We start from the raw sequence: 16,928 nt of genomic DNA, 5'->3' as shown, positions 1-16,928 counted from the left end.
TAGTGTAAATGGGTTTAGAAGCGGGCCGCCATCAAGAGATTAAGATCGCGGAACTTGAGGTTAAATTTCTTTCCGATTGCGGCATTAGTCAGGCTACCATGATAGGTATAGACCCCGCGCATAAACCAACGATGGTGAAATATCATCTCATTAATCCCCCCCACATCTGCTGTTTGTAGTAATATGGGAGTAAATATGTTGCTAAATGCAGTTGTTGCGGTGCGCGCTACCCGGGAGGCAATGTTAGGCACACAGTAGTGAATCACATTGTACTTGCGGAAAACCGGATTTTTTAAAGAAGTAAGCTCTGAAGTTTCTATACAGCCCCCCTGGTCAATGCTTACATCTATAATTATTGACTCTTCTTTCATATTGGCGACCATCTCCTCTGTGACGATCATACGATTAGTGCCTTTTTCAGCCCTTACGGCTCCAATCACTACGTCAGCGTTTTCAAGTGACTCCCCCAGCGTAGAAATGTCCATGGTAGAAGTGTACACCTGGTGTCCCAGTGCATGTTTGATACGGCGAAGTTTATAGAGTTGGTTATCAAACACTTGTACCTGCGCGCCCAGCCCAATAGCGGCACGAGCAGCATATTCTCCGACTGTTCCGGCACCCAGTATGACCACCTTGGTAGGCGGTACGCCGGTAATCCCACCTATGATCATTCCTTTTCCATTGGCTACGCTGCTCAGATAGTGAGAGGCGATAGACATAACAGTATTGCCGGCAATTTCACTCATGGCACGTACTACCGGCATACCTCCAACTTTATCTTCTAGAAACTCAAAAGCGATGGCGGTGATCTTTTTCTTGTTAAGCGCCTGGATATATTCGGGTGTTTGGTTACCGAGCTGTAAAGCAGAAATAAGTGTGGATCCTGGCTTAATCATTTCAATCTCATCCAGGGTAGGGGGTTCTACTTTAAGAATGATATTGGCTTCCAGCGCTTCTTTGGCAGAGTACACAATTTTAGCCCCGGCTTCACTAAACTCATTATCGGTAAATTTTGAGGAAGCGCCTGCTTTAGCTTCTACTACAATCTCATGTCCGTTACTGCTGAGCACTGCAATAGCTTCCGGTGTAAGCATCAGGCGATTTTCCTGCATGGAAATTTCGCAGGGAATTCCCATATTTAGTGATTTACTCCCTTCTTTTACCTTGAGGAGTTGCTCCTGTGGATACAAGGCCTGTTCTTTGGCCAACTCTTTGAAACCCGATTTGTATTGGTCACCCATGTTTAGATAAATAGATTCTTCTGCTTTGATCAGCCTCCGCCTGTATATCTATACGAATAAATTCTTCAGGAAGCAAACCTTCAATGCGTTCAGGCCATTCTACGAAGCAGTAATTTCCCGAGTAAAAATAGTCTTCTGTACCGATATCCCAGGCTTCTGCTTCATCTTTTATTCTATAAAAGTCAAAGTGATAGAATGTTTGATGGTCGGTGTTCTGATATTCGTTCACCAGCCCAAAAGTGGGGCTTGATACGGTATCCATTACCTGCCAGTCTTCGCAAACCGCTTTGATCAGGGTAGTTTTGCCTACCCCCATCTCCCCATAAAACAACCAAACATCTACGCTTTCAGCTAATTTTCTCAGCCTCCTTGCTGCTTCAAGTGCCTCTTCTGGTCGCTTAAGCACTATTTCTCCTAATACTTCAGGCATTTTTACTATTGAGCGTGATTACCGGCACAATCATTTCTTCCAGTGAAACTCCACCGTGCTGAAAAGTATCACGGTAGTAATTTACATAATAATTATAATTGTTAGGATAGGCAAAGAAATAGTCCTGCGTAGCGAATGCATAAGTAGTAGATACATTTAAACGAGGAAGAAACAGGCTTTCAGGTTTCTTAACAGCGTAAATTTTGTTATTGTCAAAGTTAAGGTTTTTGCCCTGCTTATACCGTAGATTGGTATTGGTATTACGGTCACCAATGATCTTGGCGGGGTGTTTTACCCTTATGGTGCCGTGGTCGGTCGCAACTACAATCTTTGCTTTCTCCCGGGCGATGCGCTTAAAAAGATCCAGCAAAGGAGAGTGCATGAACCATGAACGGGTAATAGAACGATAAGCAGACTCATCCGGGGCCAGTTCGCGGATCATTTCCAGGTCAGTACGAGCGTGAGAGAGCATATCCACAAAGTTGTACACGATCACATTAAGATCATTGTTCAGCAGGTTGGGTACCGTGTCTACCAGTTGTCTTCCCTGCTGTGTTTGGGTAATCTTATGATAACTGCTTTTGACATTTAGATGCCGTTTTTTCAGATGACGCTTTAGAAATTCATGCTCATGGTTGTTTTTTCCTTCCTCCTTATCATCTCCCACCCAGATATCGCCATGGTACTTTTCCATATCTGACGGTAACATGCCCGAAAAAATAGCATTCCGTGAGTAAGCAGTAGTAGTAGGAAGTATAGAGTAGAAAGTATCCTCCTCTTCCATAGTGAAATGATTAAGCACCGTTGACTCTATGACTTTCCACTGATCATAACGGAGGTTGTCAATAACAATGAAAAATACGGGCCTTTCATCGTTAATATGGGGAAAAACCTTTTTCTGCATTAACTGATGGGAGAGCATTGGCTTTTCTGCATTCACGTCATTAAGCCATGACTCATAATTGTCAATTACGAAGCGGGCGAAGTTGTTATTGGCTTCTTCCTTCTGCATGTCTAAAACTTCTGACATACTTTTTTCTTCTGTATTGTCAATTTCCAGTTCCCAGTACACCAGCTTTTTATAAACCTCTACCCATTCCTCATGATTCATATCCTCGCCAAAGGCCATGCTGAGGTTACGAAATTCCTGCTGATAGCTCAGGTTGGTTTTTTCAGTAACCAGACGCTTATTATCCAGAATTTTCTTGACAGAGAGTAAAATCTGGTTGGGGTTAAGCGGCTTGATAAGATAATCACTGATCTTAGCTCCTATGGCCTGCTCCATAATCATTTCTTCTTCGCTCTTGGTGATCATCACCACCGGAATGCTGGGCTTAGAGGATTTGATGTAATCCAGTACTTCCAATCCGGTCATCCCGGGCATGTTCTCATCCAGAAAAACAATATCAAAATGACGCTTCTCAAATGCGTCAATGGCATCTGCACCACTATTTACTGTGACGACTTCGTATCCTTTATTCTCCAGAAAAAGAGTATGAGGTTTAAGCAGGTCAATTTCGTCATCCGCCCACAAAATGCTATATCTTTGCATAAAAATATCCTGTTTACTTAGCTTTTTAAACTTAATCTAAGGTAGTGAAGTTTTGAGATAAAATAATATTAGCTACTTACTTAAGTGAAGGAACGATAAAGTAGCAAAAAATCATGTTGAGAATATTTAAAAAAAACATATAAAAATTGAACAAGAGAAAAGTATTTAACGACCCGGTATACGGCTTCATCAATATTCCCTCTGATTTGATTTTTGATGTTATAGAACATCCGTACCTTCAAAGATTACGAAGGATCAGACAAATGGGTTTAGCTGATTTTGTTTATCCGGGGGCGTTGCATACGCGCTTTCATCATGCACTGGGAGCCATGCACCTGATGCAAAGCACTTTAAGCAGCCTGCGTAACAAAGGGCAGGAGATCTCTGAAGACGAATTTGAAGCTACGCTAATAGCCATTTTATTGCATGATATCGGACACGGGCCTTTCTCTCACGCTTTGGAGTATGTGCTCATCCCCGGAGTAGGACATGAACAAATGTCGGAGCTGATCATCAGGCGATTATGCGATACATTTGGAGGAAATATGCATCTGGCTTATCAGATATTTACGGATCAATATGCGCGTAAATTTTTTCATCAGCTTGTCTCCAGCCAGTTAGACATCGACCGGCTGGATTATCTCAAACGAGACTGTTTCTATACCGGGGTTTCTGAAGGAGAGATTGGTGCTGACCGTATTATCAAAATGTTGGATGTGCGAAATGATAAGATCGTTGTAGAAGAAAAGGGAATCTATAGCATAGAAAATTTTCTAAATGCACGTCGGCTTATGTACTGGCAGGTATATCTGCATAAGACCAGTGTAAGTGCTGAGAAAATGATGATCTCTACTATGAACAGAAGCATTGATTTGGCAGCGCAGGGGGTAGATGTTCAAGCCAGTCCCAGTTTGGCATTTTTCCTTAATCAGAAAGTAACACTAGATGAGCTTGAGCAGGATCAGAATTGTCTTAAGCATTTTGTGTCGCTGGATGATATTGATATCTGGGCAGCTATCAAACAGTGGGTATACCATCCTGACCGGGTTTTGTCTGATCTTAGCAGCCGCTTGCTGGAGCGAAGACTATTTAGAATAAAGCTGAGCAATGAAGTGACCCCTGAGGAAAAATTAGAAGCGTTAGAAAAAAAAATATTAAGCAAATTAAAGATCACAGAACAGGAACTAAAGTATTTTATGGTACATGGTAGTATCAGTAATGCTGCTTATGTCTCGAGCGGTCAAAAAATCAACATAATCACCAAAGAGGGCAAGATTTTTGACATAGCACAGGCATCGGACTTGCCTAATATTAAGGCTATGAGCAGAATTGTCAAAAAATATTACCTATGCTGGCCCAAAGATGTAAATTTGCGCCACAACAGCATAGCATATTCCTAATAAAACCTACATAAATGATAGAATTTAGTATTGAATACATTGCTAACCTACTCGATGGTGAATTGGAGGGAGATGGTTCTATCAAGATCAGTCAGCTGGGAAAAATAGAAGATGCTGGTAAAGGAGCGATTTCCTTTCTCTCCAACCCTAAATACGAAGCCTCTATCTACTCTACGAATGCGAGCGCTGTAATAGTTAAAAAAGATTTTCACCCCAAGAAAGAACTGCATACCACCCTGATACGTGTAGAAGATCCGTACCTGGCCTTTACTGCTCTTCTTGAAGAGTATCATAAACTGGTCAATTTTCAAAAAAAAGGGGTAGAGCAACCTGCCTATATTAATAGTACCGCAGAAGTTGGTCAGGATATTTACCGAGGGGCTTTTTCGTATATAGGAGCCAATTGTAAGATTGGTGATCACGTCAAAATTTATCCTCATGCTTATATTGGTGATAATGTGCAGATAGGCGATCATACTATCATCCATAGCGGAGTTAAGATCTATCCTGGTTGCGTAATAGGCTCTCATTGTGTGGTGCATGCAGGAGCGGTAATAGGAAGTGACGGCTTTGGTTTCGCTCCTCAGGCTGACGGTACTTATAAAACAATTCCTCAGGTAGGTAATGTTATTGTAGGGCATCATGTAGATATTGGCGCTAACACCACAATAGATTGCGCTACTTTGGAGTCTACAAAGATAGGCAATGGAGTGAAGCTTGATAATTTAATCCAGATTGCTCATAATGTTGAAATAGGAGAAAATACGGTGATCGCCGCCCAGACAGGAGTTTCCGGCTCTACCAAAATTGGCAAAAACTGCGTGCTGGCAGGACAGGTTGGGGTGGTAGGACATCTCAAAATTGGTGACAACAGTAAAGTAGGGGCACAGGCAGGAGTAGGAAAGTCTATGACTCCCGGTAGTATAGAGCTAGGGAGTCCCAGCTTTGACCGTAATAAATACTTAAGGGTATATGCTTCCTTCAAGAACCTCCCGGATTTAGCCGCCCGTATTCAACAACTAGAGAAAAAAGTATTAACTTTGTCCGGAAGCGAGGAATAATTAATAATGAATATCAGACAACACACAATTAAGAAGTCTATTACAGTATCTGGCGTAGGTTTACATACCGGCGTAAGAGCCAATATGACTTTTCTACCTGCCAAGCCTAACCATGGTATCAAGTTTCAACGAATTGACATTGAAGGGCATCCTATTGTAGATGCGGATGTCGACAATGTAGTAGATCTTTCCCGAGGTACTACGATAGAGCAGAGTGGAGCCCGTATCAATACTGTAGAACATACCCTGGCCGCACTGGTAGGGATGGAGATAGATAATGTGCTTATCCAACTTGATGGACCAGAGCCTCCTATCATGGATGGTAGCTCCAAAATGTTTGTAGATGCATTAATGGAAGCAGGTACCGAGGAGCAAAGTGCTTTGCGAAACTTCTTTGAAGTTAAGGAGGGAATTTTTCATCGCGAGCCCGCCCGAAATGTAGAAATTGCTGCCCTTCCTCTGGATGACTACCGCCTAACGGTAATGATAGATTATAATTCACCAGTATTAGGGAGTCAGCATGCTTCGTTAAATGACATTAGTCAGTTTGCAAAAGAAATATCAGCTTGCCGTACTTTTTGCTTCCTGCATGAACTGGAGATGCTCTATCAGAATAATCTGATCAAAGGTGGAGACCTCAACAACGCTATAGTGGTGGTAGACCGTAAAGTTGAGGAAGGAGAGCTGGATCACTTGGCCGGTCTCTTTAATAAGCCCAGAGTGGAAGTGAAGAGTGAGGGAATACTCAATAATGTAGAGCTTCGCTATAAGAATGAGCCTGCCAGGCACAAACTATTGGATATGGTAGGTGATCTTGCGCTTGTGGGAAGACCTATCAAAGCGCAAATCCTGGCAGCTCGTCCCGGACATGCTGCTAATGTAGCTTTTGCCAAGAAGTTGAAAAAAGCTATGAAGGAAAGCAGTAATAATGCGGTTCCTCAGTACGATCCCAAGCTACCTCCTGTGTTGAATATTAACCAGGTAAGCCAAATGTTACCTCACCGGTATCCCTTCCTGATGATAGATAAAATCTATTATCTCGATGATACGGTCGTATGTGGTATCAAGAATGTGACTATGAATGAGCCCTTCTTTGAGGGACATTTTCCCGGTAACCCCGTAATGCCGGGTGTACTTCAGGTAGAGGCTATGGTACAGACAGGTGGTATATTGGTGTTGAGTACTGTTCCAGATCCCGAAAATTATTGGACATACTTCCTGGCTATTGAAAGCTGTAGGTTTAGGAAGATGGTATTGCCCGGTGATGTACTTACAATTAAGTGTGAATTACTGGCACCTATTAAAAGAGGGATTGCTAAAATGCGTGGGGAAGCCTATGTGGGTAGCACCCTTGTATGTGAAGCAACAATGTCAGCAAGTATAGTAAGAAAAGACTCATGAATCAGCCTTTAGCATATATTCACCCTGAAGCTAAAATAGCTAATAATGTCGTGATAGAGCCATTTAGCACTATCCATAAAGACGTTGAGATAGAGGAAGGGACCTGGATTGGCTCCAATGTTACCATTATGGAAGGTGCCAGAATTGGCAAGAACTGCAAGATTTTTCCCGGAGCAGTAATCGCAGCCGTTCCTCAGGACTTAAAGTTTGCGGGGGAGAAGACGGTGGCCATTATTGGTGATAATACAACCGTACGTGAGTGTGCTACTATCAACAGAGGTACCGTAGATAAATATAAGACAGAGGTAGGTAAAAACTGCCTGATCATGGCTTATGTACATTTGGGGCATGATTGTACCATTGGAGACTACTGTATTTTAGGCAACACTACCCAACTTGCCGGGCATGTACAGATAGATGATTATGCTATTTTTGGAGGCGCATGTGCCGTGCAACAGTTCACTAAAATTGGAGCACACACCTATATTGGAGGAGGATCACTGGTAAGGAAAGACATCCCTCCATTTACCAAAGCCGCTCGCGAGCCGGTTAGTTATGTGGGGATCAACTCCATAGGATTACGTAGAAGAGGTTTTACTACCGATGCAATCAGTGAAATTCAAAATATTTACCGTATTATTTATTTGAGCGGCTTAAATAACTCTTCTGCCCTTTCGGAAATAGAGATGCAAATGGCTCCCTCCAAAGAACGGGATGAGATTATCCAGTTCATCCAGACGTCCACCCGGGGCATTATGAAAGGACCTACCGAGTAAAAAAGATAACAATCATCTGCTTAAGCTGTAAGCCACTATTTTGACGATGCCAAAACATTTCTGATGCAGATCAAGCTTAGCAAAGTGGGAAAAAAGTTTCAGCGAGAATGGATATTTAGAAATGTTGATCTCACCTTAAAGCAAGGTCAGTCTTATGTGTTGATTGGTCCTAACGGGAGTGGTAAGTCTACCCTTATGTTAATCCTGAGTGGCCTCTTGTCTGCTTCTGAAGGAACAGTAAAGTATGAGAAAGGGAATAAAAAGAATATTCCTGAAGAAGAATTTTATCATCACCAAAGCATTGTCGCTCCCTATGAAGAAGTGGTAGAGGAATTTACACTTACCGAATTACTGGAGTTTCATTTTGCCTTCAAGCCTCCGCTGAATAATATGTCCAATATGGAAATCATGGAAGCCTTGTACCTGACACAAGCACGGGATAAATATATCAAACAATTTTCTTCAGGAATGAAGCAAAGGTTGAAACTGGGATTAGCCTTTTACTCAAAAAGTAAAGTGTTGTTTTTAGATGAGCCCTGCTCAAACCTGGATGCACGAGGGATTGATTGGTATCAGCGAGAAGTGAAAAAGGTGCTACAGGAACGCCTCGTAGTGATCTGCTCTAACCAGCCTTATGAGTATGAATTTGTTGATCAGCAAATTAATATTGAGCAGTATAAGTGATGTGCTTAGTTTGTAAGTTTCATATGCATTATTTATGATAATCATTAGCTAGTTTGTGCATATTGCAATAAGTTAAGTATTTAAACGTGCATACTTCAGGAAAAACAATAATTATGAAATACACACATAAACTTTTCGTATTTGCTGCTATACTCGGTCTTCTCTTGAACAGCGCCTGTGGCGAAGATACGCCTGATCCTACTGCTGACCCTGTTCCCGGCGAAGAAATAAGTGGAACCTGGGTAGTAGCTGAGCCAGGCGATGTAAGTGGACCAGCCGCTGATCAGTTTTCTGATTTCTCTATAAATATCACAGCCACCTCGTCACAGGTGAGCTATACTACCAATGGTAATGGTGATGCATTGGTTTTTCCTGATCAGGGTACATTTGCAGTAGAGGAAAGTGATGATTTTGAAAATGGTGCCACCGTAGTTCGTGGGCCGGATAATGTTGATACCCGCATTATACTCACTGAAGAAGGTAATGTTCTTACAATGGACTTTACAATCGATATAAACATCAATGCTGTCAATGGACGAGTAGCAAGTATCAATGGAGATTATACCTTTGTGCTCCAGAAACAACAATAGTGTATTTGTACTACAGTACAGTATAAGAAAGCCACTCTGCAAGAGCGGCTTTTTTTTATCGCAGACTTTTGGACAAAAGCCTCACTTTCATGACTGTTAAGGATTTTTAAATCATGAACGTTTTATCATCTCAGCTTCACAATAGTTACGCCTGCGCCACCTCTTTCTACATGCTCATCATGTACCTGAGTTACACGCTCATGTCTGTGCAGATAGTCTCTCACTACTTCCCTGAGAATACCATTGCCTTTACCATGAATGATACGCAACTCCTGCATACCAAACATACTGGCATCGTCGACAAAGTTCTCCAAAGAGGGTAAAGCCTCTTCAGCACGTTTTCCCCGGATATCCAGATTAGTGCTGAATTCAACTTGTTTTTTATTGATATCCAGGCTGGATGTAGTGAAGCTCTTATGATCAGGAAGTACTTTCTTTAAAGATTTTTTTGATACTTTTTCTAATCGCTTCAGCTTAATATTAGATTTAAGAGAGCCAATCAGTATTTCAGCTTGCTTACCCTTGATCTGAAGTACTTCACCTAACGCACCATTATCTTTGACGCGGATAGCATCACCTTGCCTGATTTCTCCTTCTTCCCGTTCCAGAGGTTCTGCTCTTTTAGGGGAGGATTTAGTGGGCTGTACCTGCTCTTTCAATTCTTCCAGCTCCTTACGTGCCTGTTTGGTAGCCTCTTTCTCCGCTTTATTCTCTTTGATAGAACGTATCGTTGCCTCTATGCGTTGGTTGGTGTCACGGAGGAGGGTTTGCGCTTCCCGTTTGGCTTCATTGATAATTTGTTTTTTCTGCGTATCAATATAAGATTTCAACTCTTCGTATTCCTTAGATAGAATATTAAGCCGTTTTTCTTTAGCGTTGAGTTCCTGATTGAGGGTGTTAAACTTGTTCTTCTCACTTTCCAGCTCACTAAGCATCTTGTCAAACTCTACTTTCTCCACCCCTATATGTTCTTTAGCCCGCTTGAGTACGCTCTGGGGCAAACCTATTTTCTGAGCAATTTCTAATGCGAAAGAGCTCCCCGGTTTACCGATCTCTAATTTAAAGAGTGGTTCCAGCTTTTCTGAGTCGAAACGCATGGCGCCGTTGACTATACCTTGGGCTTCATCGGCAAACTGCTTCAGGTTGGTGTAGTGCGTAGTAATAATGCCGAAGGTTTGTAAAGCATTTAGCTGCTCAAGGATGGCTTCAGCGATAGCGCCGCCAAATTGTGGCTCAGTACCTGTACCAAACTCATCAATTAATATTAGCGTGCGCTTGTCAGTAAATTTCAGGAAGTGCTCCATATTGGTCAGATGAGAGCTGTAGGTACTCAAATCATTTTCCAGAGATTGCTCGTCACCGATGTCAATGAAGATATTGTTGAAAATACCGACTTTTGAATGATCATCCATAGGGACCAGCATACCACATTGTAGCATATATTGGAGCAGCGCTACTGTCTTAAGGCAAACAGACTTACCTCCCGCATTGGGTCCGGAGATAATCAGGATACGCTGATCTTGATCTAAGCGAATATTTAACGGAACGATATTCCTCCCTTGCTGCTCCAGCGTGATTTGCAGAAGGGGATGGCGGGCATTGTACCAATCCAGCTTGTTCTTTTTTTCTACTACCGGGCAGCTAGAGTCAAAACGAAGTCCGAAACGAGCTTTGGCACGGATAAAATCTATCATGCCCAGGAAATTGTAGGCACTTTTTAGCGCCCGAATATGTGGGCGCAGCTCATCGGTAAGGCTGATCAGTATTCTTACAATCTCGCGTCGCTCCCTGTATTCCAGGTCACGAATTTCATTATTGATTTCCAGTACTTCTGCCGGTTCCAGAAAGACAGTTTGCCCGGTCGCTGATTCGTCATGCACAAACCCTTTGATGCGACGTTTATATTCAGCCAATACAGGAATCACCATCCTGCCTCCACGAACGGTAAGTGTAGCATCGTCAGGGGTAAAGCCCTGCTGCCTAGCCTGCCTCAGTATTTGGTCAAGCACCTTACGCAGGCGCACCTGCTCGCTCTGTAACATACGGCGAATGTCCTGTAGCTCTTTGCTGGCATTGTTCCGCATCTGTCCCTTCTCATCTATGATACGGCGAATACTGTTGAGCATACTACTGTCCAGTGAGATGAAGCCGCCCAGCTTCTTCAGCTCGGGAAACTCGTTTTCTTCGTCTTCTTCAAAAAACTTCAGGCAACGGAATATGGTATCCAGCGAGAGTTGCAGGTCATGAAACTCTTCTTCAATTAAAAAGGTACCCGGCGTTTTAGCTTTATCCAGATGAGCGTTTACATCTATATAATTGGAAGCAGGAAAAGGTTCTTCCTGTACTAGTATTTTTCTAAACTCCTCAGTCTGTGCCAGTAATTTGGTGATCATGACAAAGTCATCAGAGAAATTCATTTTGTCTACATAAGCAGTACCCAGACTGCTGCTACAATGGCCTTTTACCAACTCACGTACGCTGTCAAAGCCTATTTTATCTTCAAGATTCTTGGGATATAACAAATGCTTCTTTTCTTTATTTCTTCTTAGTGTGGATCAATTATTAAATAAACCTAAGGTAGAAGTTTTAGTTCGTCTTAGGGAAGGCTGCTGGCTAAAATCTTCAACCCCCACAAAGATAAAGCTTTTTTCAGCGAAATGATGAGGTAGAGAGGGGAGAGCGCAATGTCCTTAAAAAATGCTTTCAGGGGTTTAAGACTGAAAATTACCTGAGACAAGAAAAAATAATGAAGTATGATATCCGACATCCTGCTGTACTTTTAAACCAGCCTTGCTAAGCATTTTTACGAATATTAAGAGGCGTTTTCAAAATAGCACTGAGTATTTTAGATGGAAAGGGATAATTTTCAAAAGGTAAGCACCGTTTTTTACCTTTATGCATAAAAAAAGCCTGCCCGATAGTAAGTCCGGACAGGCTCTTTTACTTTTACCCTGAGGATTTTTTCATTTATAACAATTCAGCGTTTCTGGCAGAGGTAGTAAAGGTTGACAATCGTAATCTTTACCTTGACAAATTTGCAATCGTCGGGCTGATGACAATTATTCAGGAGCCTAATAAGTTTATTGTACATACTTCAATATGAATAAAGATATTAAAGTGATTATCCCGGCTTTTAATGAGCAAAACTCCATCGGTAAAGTGATCGGGGATATTCCCAAAGATTGGGTAAGTGAAATCATTGTAGTAAATAATAATTCAAAAGATAGTACAGAGGATGTGGCGCGTGAGACAGGCGTTACGGTGCTTAAGGAAGAACGTCAGGGCTATGGGTACGCCTGTTTGAGGGGAATAGCATATACAAAGGCTCAGGATTCTCAACCCGATATCATAGTTTTTATGGATGCTGACTATGCTGACTATCCTGAGCAACTACCGGAAGTGGTAAAGCCCATACTGGAAGAGGGGATGGATCTGGTGATTGGCTCAAGAGCTTTGGGCAAAAAGGAGAAAGGAGCGATGACACCCCAGCAGGTCTTTGGTAATTGGCTGGCCACTCGCTTGCTAAGATTGTTGTATGGCGCTAATTTTACCGACTTGGGGCCTTTTCGGGCTGTCACATGGGAAGCCTTGCAGCGTATCGATATGCAGGACCAAACCTATGGCTGGACGGTTGAAATGCAATTGAAAGCGGCTAAGCTGGGCTTGCGCAGTACGGAAGTGCCGGTAAAATACAGGAAGAGAAGGGAAGGTGTCTCCAAGGTATCCGGCACACTCAAAGGTACGCTGGGAGCTGGTTATAAAATCATCTGGACAATCTTCAAATATAGGTAAATGTAACTAAGACAGCCTTCTTGCGGTTGTATAGAAAAGGTTGCCTGATCAGCATAGCATAATTTATTTTTTATATGGAAATCCTAATTGCGGTAGGATATTTACTCTGCTTACTATTTATTTTTCTATTCAGCATAGGACAGTTGCATCTGACATGGCATTATCTGCGCCGCCTGAAAGAGAAAAAGACTGCTCCTGATATGGCAATGGAAGAGTGGCCCATGGTCACTATTCAGCTGCCTGTCTATAACGAACTTTATGTAATAGAACGATTGATTGATGCGGTCGTAAAAATCAGCTACCCCAGAGATAAGTTAGAAATACAGGTTTTGGATGACTCAACGGATGAAACTGTTGATCTCATCGCAAATAAAGTGAGAGCCTATCAAGAGCAGAATATCGATGTTAAGCATATCAGGCGGCCTGAGCGTAAAGGCTTTAAAGCAGGAGCCCTGGCCTACGGTCTGGAAAAAGCAAAAGGAGCATTTATTGCCATCTTTGACGCTGATTTCTTGCCTTCTCCGGATTTTCTCAAGAAAACCATCCCTCACTTCATCAATGAAAAGGTAGGCGTAGTGCAGACCCGTTGGGGACATGTTAACAAAGATTATTCTTTGCTCACCCGCCTGCAGGCTTTTGGCCTGGATGGCCATTTTACCATAGAGCAGGGGGGCAGAAGCCACGCCGGTAGCTTTATCAATTTCAATGGTACCGGAGGTGTGTGGAGAAAGGCCTGTATTGAAGACGCCGGGGGCTGGTCAGATGATACCTTGACAGAGGACCTTGACCTAAGCTATAGAGCACAGATGAAAGGCTGGGAGTTTACTTATCTGGAAGAAGTAGAGGCTCCGGCTGAGCTCCCTATCCTTATGCCTGCTATCAAATCGCAACAGTTTCGCTGGAATAAAGGGGCCGCAGAATGTGCTCGTAAGCATTTAATCCATATTTTTGAAGAGCATCCAAAGCGAAAAATAGGGTGGGTTAACCGTATTCATGCCATCATGCACCTTTTTAACTCATCAGTATTTTTGTTTTTGTTAATAGGAGCCGTATTAAGTGTGCCTATGCTGTTTATTAAACAGCAGCACCCTTATATGAATACTTTTTTTAAACTGGGAGCAGTGTTTGTGTTGGGCTTTTTTTCTATCGGACTTTTCTATTGGATCGCTACCAGCCGAGTTATCAAAGAACGTAAGCTATGGTACTTTCTAAAGCACTATCCACTTTTCCTGACCATTACCATGGGCCTTTCTCTGCATAATGCGTTGGCAGTAGCCGAAGGTTTACTGGGCTTTAAATCTCCTTTTCTGAGAACACCTAAATTCAATGTAACCAATGTGAAAGAGCAGTGGAAGAAAAACATTTACCTGCATTACAAGGTAAGTCCGCTTACCTGGCTGGAAGTACTACTGGCATTGTATTTTGTTTTTGGGATTGTCTCAGCTTTTTTTGTAGCGGATTATGGCATGCTACTGTTTCATGCTATGCTGGCTATTGGTTTTGCCGCAGTAGCTCTCTACTCATTTACAGCACCTAGACATGCCTAAGAATCGCAGTCTTTTTCTTGCATTGCTGGCAGTGGTGCTACTTACCTGCGTTCTTTACATCACTTACGGTATAGAGCGCTTTCAAACCTATCCATTGCTGTTGACATATACCCTGGCTTTTGCTGCCTATGCGGGCATATACAAACTGACAGTGCATGATAAACAGCTTTGGGTATTGCTGGGACTGAGCGGCCTGGTACGTATTGTTTTACTTCCGGCTATTCCTAATCTGTCGGATGATATTTACCGTTTCATCTGGGATGGCAGATTGTTGGTACAGGGCATACATCCTTTTGCTTATCTGCCTTCTGAAATTATAGAGCAGGGCTTGCATAAACAATTACAGGGTATTGATGAAAGCCTCTTTCAACGGCTCAATTCGCCAAACTATTTTTCTATTTATCCCCCCGTAAATCAGGCAGTCTTTGCCCTGGCAGCCTGGGTTTACCCGGATTCTATTTTGGGAAGCATCGTTTTGATCAGGATATGCATACTGCTGGCCGAAGCAGGAAGTATTAGCTTACTCTTTCAGTTTGCCCGTAGGCAGGGTTTTCCCATCAAAAGAACTTTGCTGTATGCCCTTAACCCTCTCATCATTCTTGAACTGAGTGGCAACTTGCACTTTGAAGCCCTGATGATTTTTTTCCTGCTGCTGAGCTATTTCTTTCTGAGAAGAGTACACTGGCTACCCAGTGCGTTTAGCTTTGCTTTGGCCATAGCGACCAAACTGCTACCGCTGGTTTTATTACCCCTTTATATACGTAGGCTAGGAATTAAAAAATCTCTTTGGTTTTATATAGCGACCGGAGTTTTTACACTGCTTTTGTTTATACCTCTGCTCAATATGGAGTTGCTCAGAGGAATAGGGGAAAGTGTAGGGCTATACTTTCAGAAATTTGAGTTTAACGCCAGTATCTACTATATCGTGCGTGAGATTGGCTATGTGCTAAAGGGTTATAACATCATTGGCATGGCAGGAAAATGGCTGGCAGTCAGCACTTTTCTGGGCATTGTTCTTTTTTCTATACTGGAACGCAAAGAAAAATTACCTGCGGCCTGGCTATGGGTGTGGGTAATTTATCTGGCACTGGCTACCACTGTACACCCCTGGTACATTGCTCCCCTGATAGCTTTCAGCCTGTTTACGCACTACCGTTTTATGATCGTCTGGTCCTGGCTGATCTTTTTTTCCTATGCGGGTTATTCAGTTGAAGGCTTTAAAGAGATCTTACCGATCACTGTTTTAGAATACAGCTTGGTATTGCTAATGCTGGCCTATGAACTGTGGAAGCACTATTCTACTAAGGCCGTATCTTCCTCCACCACTGGATAAATTGTAGAAATGGTGGAATCTGAGGAAGGGGCTATATTTTGTTGTTGAAGTGAGTCCTGCACTGGAGCAGGAATTTGCCGCATGGATCTTAAAGTAAGAAAACCCACAACCCCTGCGGCAATAATACATACATAAAAAGCGATTAGCAGTACTTTTCTCAATATGTCCATTTTTGGTTCCAGTTGTAACGCGAGAAGCGATGTCTCAGCTCATCAGGGCTGTCTCTGAAAGAAGAATAGTACATCCAGGCAATGAGGCCGGAGATGAGCAGTGAAAGGGTTACTGCATTGCTAAGACCATCTACCAAAAAACCTAGTAAAAGCATGGTAACCATAAAGCTCATGACAAACCAGTGACAGGTCATATGGCAGAGGTCACGTTTCTTCCAGGAAGAAATGTAGCGGAACACATTCAACTCACCACCCCACTGGTGTACCAGCTTATAGAAATGGTCATCTATACGATAGAGCAGGAGAGGGTCAAGGTCAGCAAGGGGGCGCTGGCGCTCTTCCAACTCAAAAGTCTCGCCGGGAGCTACGATAAAAAAGTCCCTTGATACCTCTTCATCAGTGAGATGATAAGTCCGCTGAAAGTTCTTAAGCTTGGGGGCAAATTGCGTGTCTACAGGTCCACGATACAAATGACTGGGTAGCATACGCATATTATATGCCATACAGACCTGGCGTACATCATCTACATGAAATACTTCACCCTGGTATTCCTGCTTGAGCAGCGCTTGCTGTAGCCAGTGCTGCTTCTCGGTTTCAATCGTATTGTTGGAAAGCCCCAGGTGTTGCAGTGCCTGCTTTTCCTGCTTGTGTTCCTGACGAAGTATCTCTTGTAATTCAGCAATGGAGTTGTCATTCAAATAATGCTGCTGGCGTTTGCGATCAGCGTAGATCAATTCATCTTGAAGGTTCATAGCGCAAAAAATTAGGTATAACAAGATTTTTCCTTCTAATAATTTAGGGATTATTTTTTGTATAAGGAAATAGTAGGAGCGATAAATATTGCTATAACCTTCTGATAAGCAGGATGCTAGGAGTTGATAAAAGTACGCTCAGGAGGTATATACTATGAAAAATGAGCAGATGTGATGAGGATGAAAATATACTCTCTGA

15 protein-coding genes are annotated in these 16,928 nt (G+C 42.6%); 9 read left to right on the top strand and 6 right to left on the bottom strand.

All coding sequences use genetic code 11. From position 1 onward, the window contains the following. Nucleotides 1–14: 14 nt before the first annotated feature. Genes OKW21_RS25875 through porX form a run of 3 tightly spaced genes read right to left on the bottom strand, consistent with a single transcriptional unit; the run spans nucleotide 15 to nucleotide 3,223 of the window. Nucleotides 15–1,241, bottom strand: coding sequence for an alanine dehydrogenase (locus OKW21_RS25875; protein ID WP_277485291.1), 1,227 nt, complete (start codon nucleotides 1,239–1,241; stop codon nucleotides 15–17). Beyond that, nucleotides 1,234–1,671 (bottom strand): tRNA (adenosine(37)-N6)-threonylcarbamoyltransferase complex ATPase subunit type 1 TsaE, encoded by a 438-nt coding sequence (gene tsaE / locus OKW21_RS25870; RefSeq protein WP_277485289.1) that lies wholly within the window; start codon nucleotides 1,669–1,671, stop codon nucleotides 1,234–1,236. Before tsaE ends, OKW21_RS25875 begins: the two co-directional genes overlap by 8 nt. Then, nucleotides 1,664–3,223, bottom strand: coding sequence for a T9SS response regulator signal transducer PorX (gene porX, locus OKW21_RS25865; RefSeq protein ID WP_277485285.1), 1,560 nt, complete (start codon nucleotides 3,221–3,223; stop codon nucleotides 1,664–1,666). Before porX ends, tsaE begins: the two co-directional genes overlap by 8 nt. 146 nt (nucleotides 3,224–3,369) lie before the next feature. On the opposite strand from porX, the gene OKW21_RS25860 reads away from it, so the two are divergent. From OKW21_RS25860 to OKW21_RS25835, 6 genes are all read left to right on the top strand, one after another. Further along, nucleotides 3,370–4,623 carry an HD domain-containing protein gene (locus tag OKW21_RS25860; protein WP_277485282.1) on the top strand — a complete coding sequence of 418 codons (1,254 nt, stop codon included), beginning with the start codon at nucleotides 3,370–3,372 and terminating at the stop codon, nucleotides 4,621–4,623. Nucleotides 4,624–4,640: 17 nt separating this feature from the next. Further along, on the top strand, nucleotides 4,641–5,684 hold the full coding sequence (gene lpxD, locus OKW21_RS25855; protein ID WP_277487800.1) for a UDP-3-O-(3-hydroxymyristoyl)glucosamine N-acyltransferase: 1,044 nt from the start codon (nucleotides 4,641–4,643) through the stop codon (nucleotides 5,682–5,684). A gap of 6 nt (nucleotides 5,685–5,690) precedes the next feature. After that, entirely contained in the window at nucleotides 5,691–7,085 is a 1,395-nt protein-coding gene (locus tag OKW21_RS25850) for a bifunctional UDP-3-O-[3-hydroxymyristoyl] N-acetylglucosamine deacetylase/3-hydroxyacyl-ACP dehydratase (protein WP_277485280.1), read from the top strand. Further along, a complete protein-coding gene (gene lpxA / locus OKW21_RS25845; RefSeq protein WP_277485278.1) occupies nucleotides 7,082–7,861 on the top strand; it encodes an acyl-ACP--UDP-N-acetylglucosamine O-acyltransferase in 780 nt (259 codons plus the stop codon). Before OKW21_RS25850 ends, lpxA begins: the two co-directional genes overlap by 4 nt. Before the next feature lie 63 nt (nucleotides 7,862–7,924). After that, complete coding sequence (locus tag OKW21_RS25840) at nucleotides 7,925–8,545, top strand: ABC transporter ATP-binding protein (RefSeq protein WP_277485276.1); 621 nt, start codon at nucleotides 7,925–7,927, stop codon at nucleotides 8,543–8,545. Nucleotides 8,546–8,658: 113 nt separating this feature from the next. Continuing rightward, on the top strand, nucleotides 8,659–9,135 hold the full coding sequence (locus OKW21_RS25835) for a hypothetical protein (RefSeq protein ID WP_277485275.1): 477 nt from the start codon (nucleotides 8,659–8,661) through the stop codon (nucleotides 9,133–9,135). 125 nt (nucleotides 9,136–9,260) lie between these two features. Here the strand turns inward: OKW21_RS25835 and OKW21_RS25830 are convergent, their stop codons facing one another. After that, entirely contained in the window at nucleotides 9,261–11,657 is a 2,397-nt protein-coding gene (locus tag OKW21_RS25830; RefSeq protein WP_277485274.1) for an endonuclease MutS2, read from the bottom strand. Nucleotides 11,658–12,234: 577 nt separating this feature from the next. Here OKW21_RS25830 and OKW21_RS25825 point away from each other — a divergent pair. The 3 genes from OKW21_RS25825 to OKW21_RS25815 all read left to right on the top strand — a co-directional run bounded on the left by OKW21_RS25825 (nucleotide 12,235) and on the right by OKW21_RS25815 (nucleotide 15,807). Beyond that, nucleotides 12,235–12,927: a glycosyltransferase family 2 protein gene (locus OKW21_RS25825; protein WP_277485272.1), complete on the top strand. Its 693-nt coding sequence runs from the start codon at nucleotides 12,235–12,237 to the stop codon at nucleotides 12,925–12,927. Between the two features lie 74 nt (nucleotides 12,928–13,001). Then, nucleotides 13,002–14,474: a cellulose synthase family protein gene (locus OKW21_RS25820; RefSeq protein WP_277485269.1), complete on the top strand. Its 1,473-nt coding sequence runs from the start codon at nucleotides 13,002–13,004 to the stop codon at nucleotides 14,472–14,474. Further along, a complete protein-coding gene (locus tag OKW21_RS25815) occupies nucleotides 14,467–15,807 on the top strand; it encodes an MptA/MptB family glycosyltransferase (protein WP_277485268.1) in 1,341 nt (446 codons plus the stop codon). Before OKW21_RS25820 ends, OKW21_RS25815 begins: the two co-directional genes overlap by 8 nt. Here OKW21_RS25815 and OKW21_RS25810 read toward each other — a convergent pair. Then, on the bottom strand, nucleotides 15,768–15,977 hold the full coding sequence (locus OKW21_RS25810) for a hypothetical protein (RefSeq protein WP_277485266.1): 210 nt from the start codon (nucleotides 15,975–15,977) through the stop codon (nucleotides 15,768–15,770). The genes OKW21_RS25815 and OKW21_RS25810 overlap by 40 nt on opposite strands. Beyond that, the gene (locus OKW21_RS25805; RefSeq protein ID WP_277485262.1) at nucleotides 15,965–16,729 is read right to left on the bottom strand and encodes a hypothetical protein; all 765 of its coding nucleotides are present in this window, start codon (nucleotides 16,727–16,729) and stop codon (nucleotides 15,965–15,967) included. Before OKW21_RS25805 ends, OKW21_RS25810 begins: the two co-directional genes overlap by 13 nt. Nucleotides 16,730–16,928 lie beyond the last annotated feature (199 nt).

Origin of the sequence: Catalinimonas alkaloidigena, from assembly GCF_029504655.1 — a bacterium.
GTDB classification, from domain to species: domain Bacteria; phylum Bacteroidota; class Bacteroidia; order Cytophagales; family Cyclobacteriaceae; genus Catalinimonas; species Catalinimonas alkaloidigena.
Note: the sequence above shows the minus strand (reverse complement) of the source record. Positions and strands in the feature narration are given on the sequence as shown.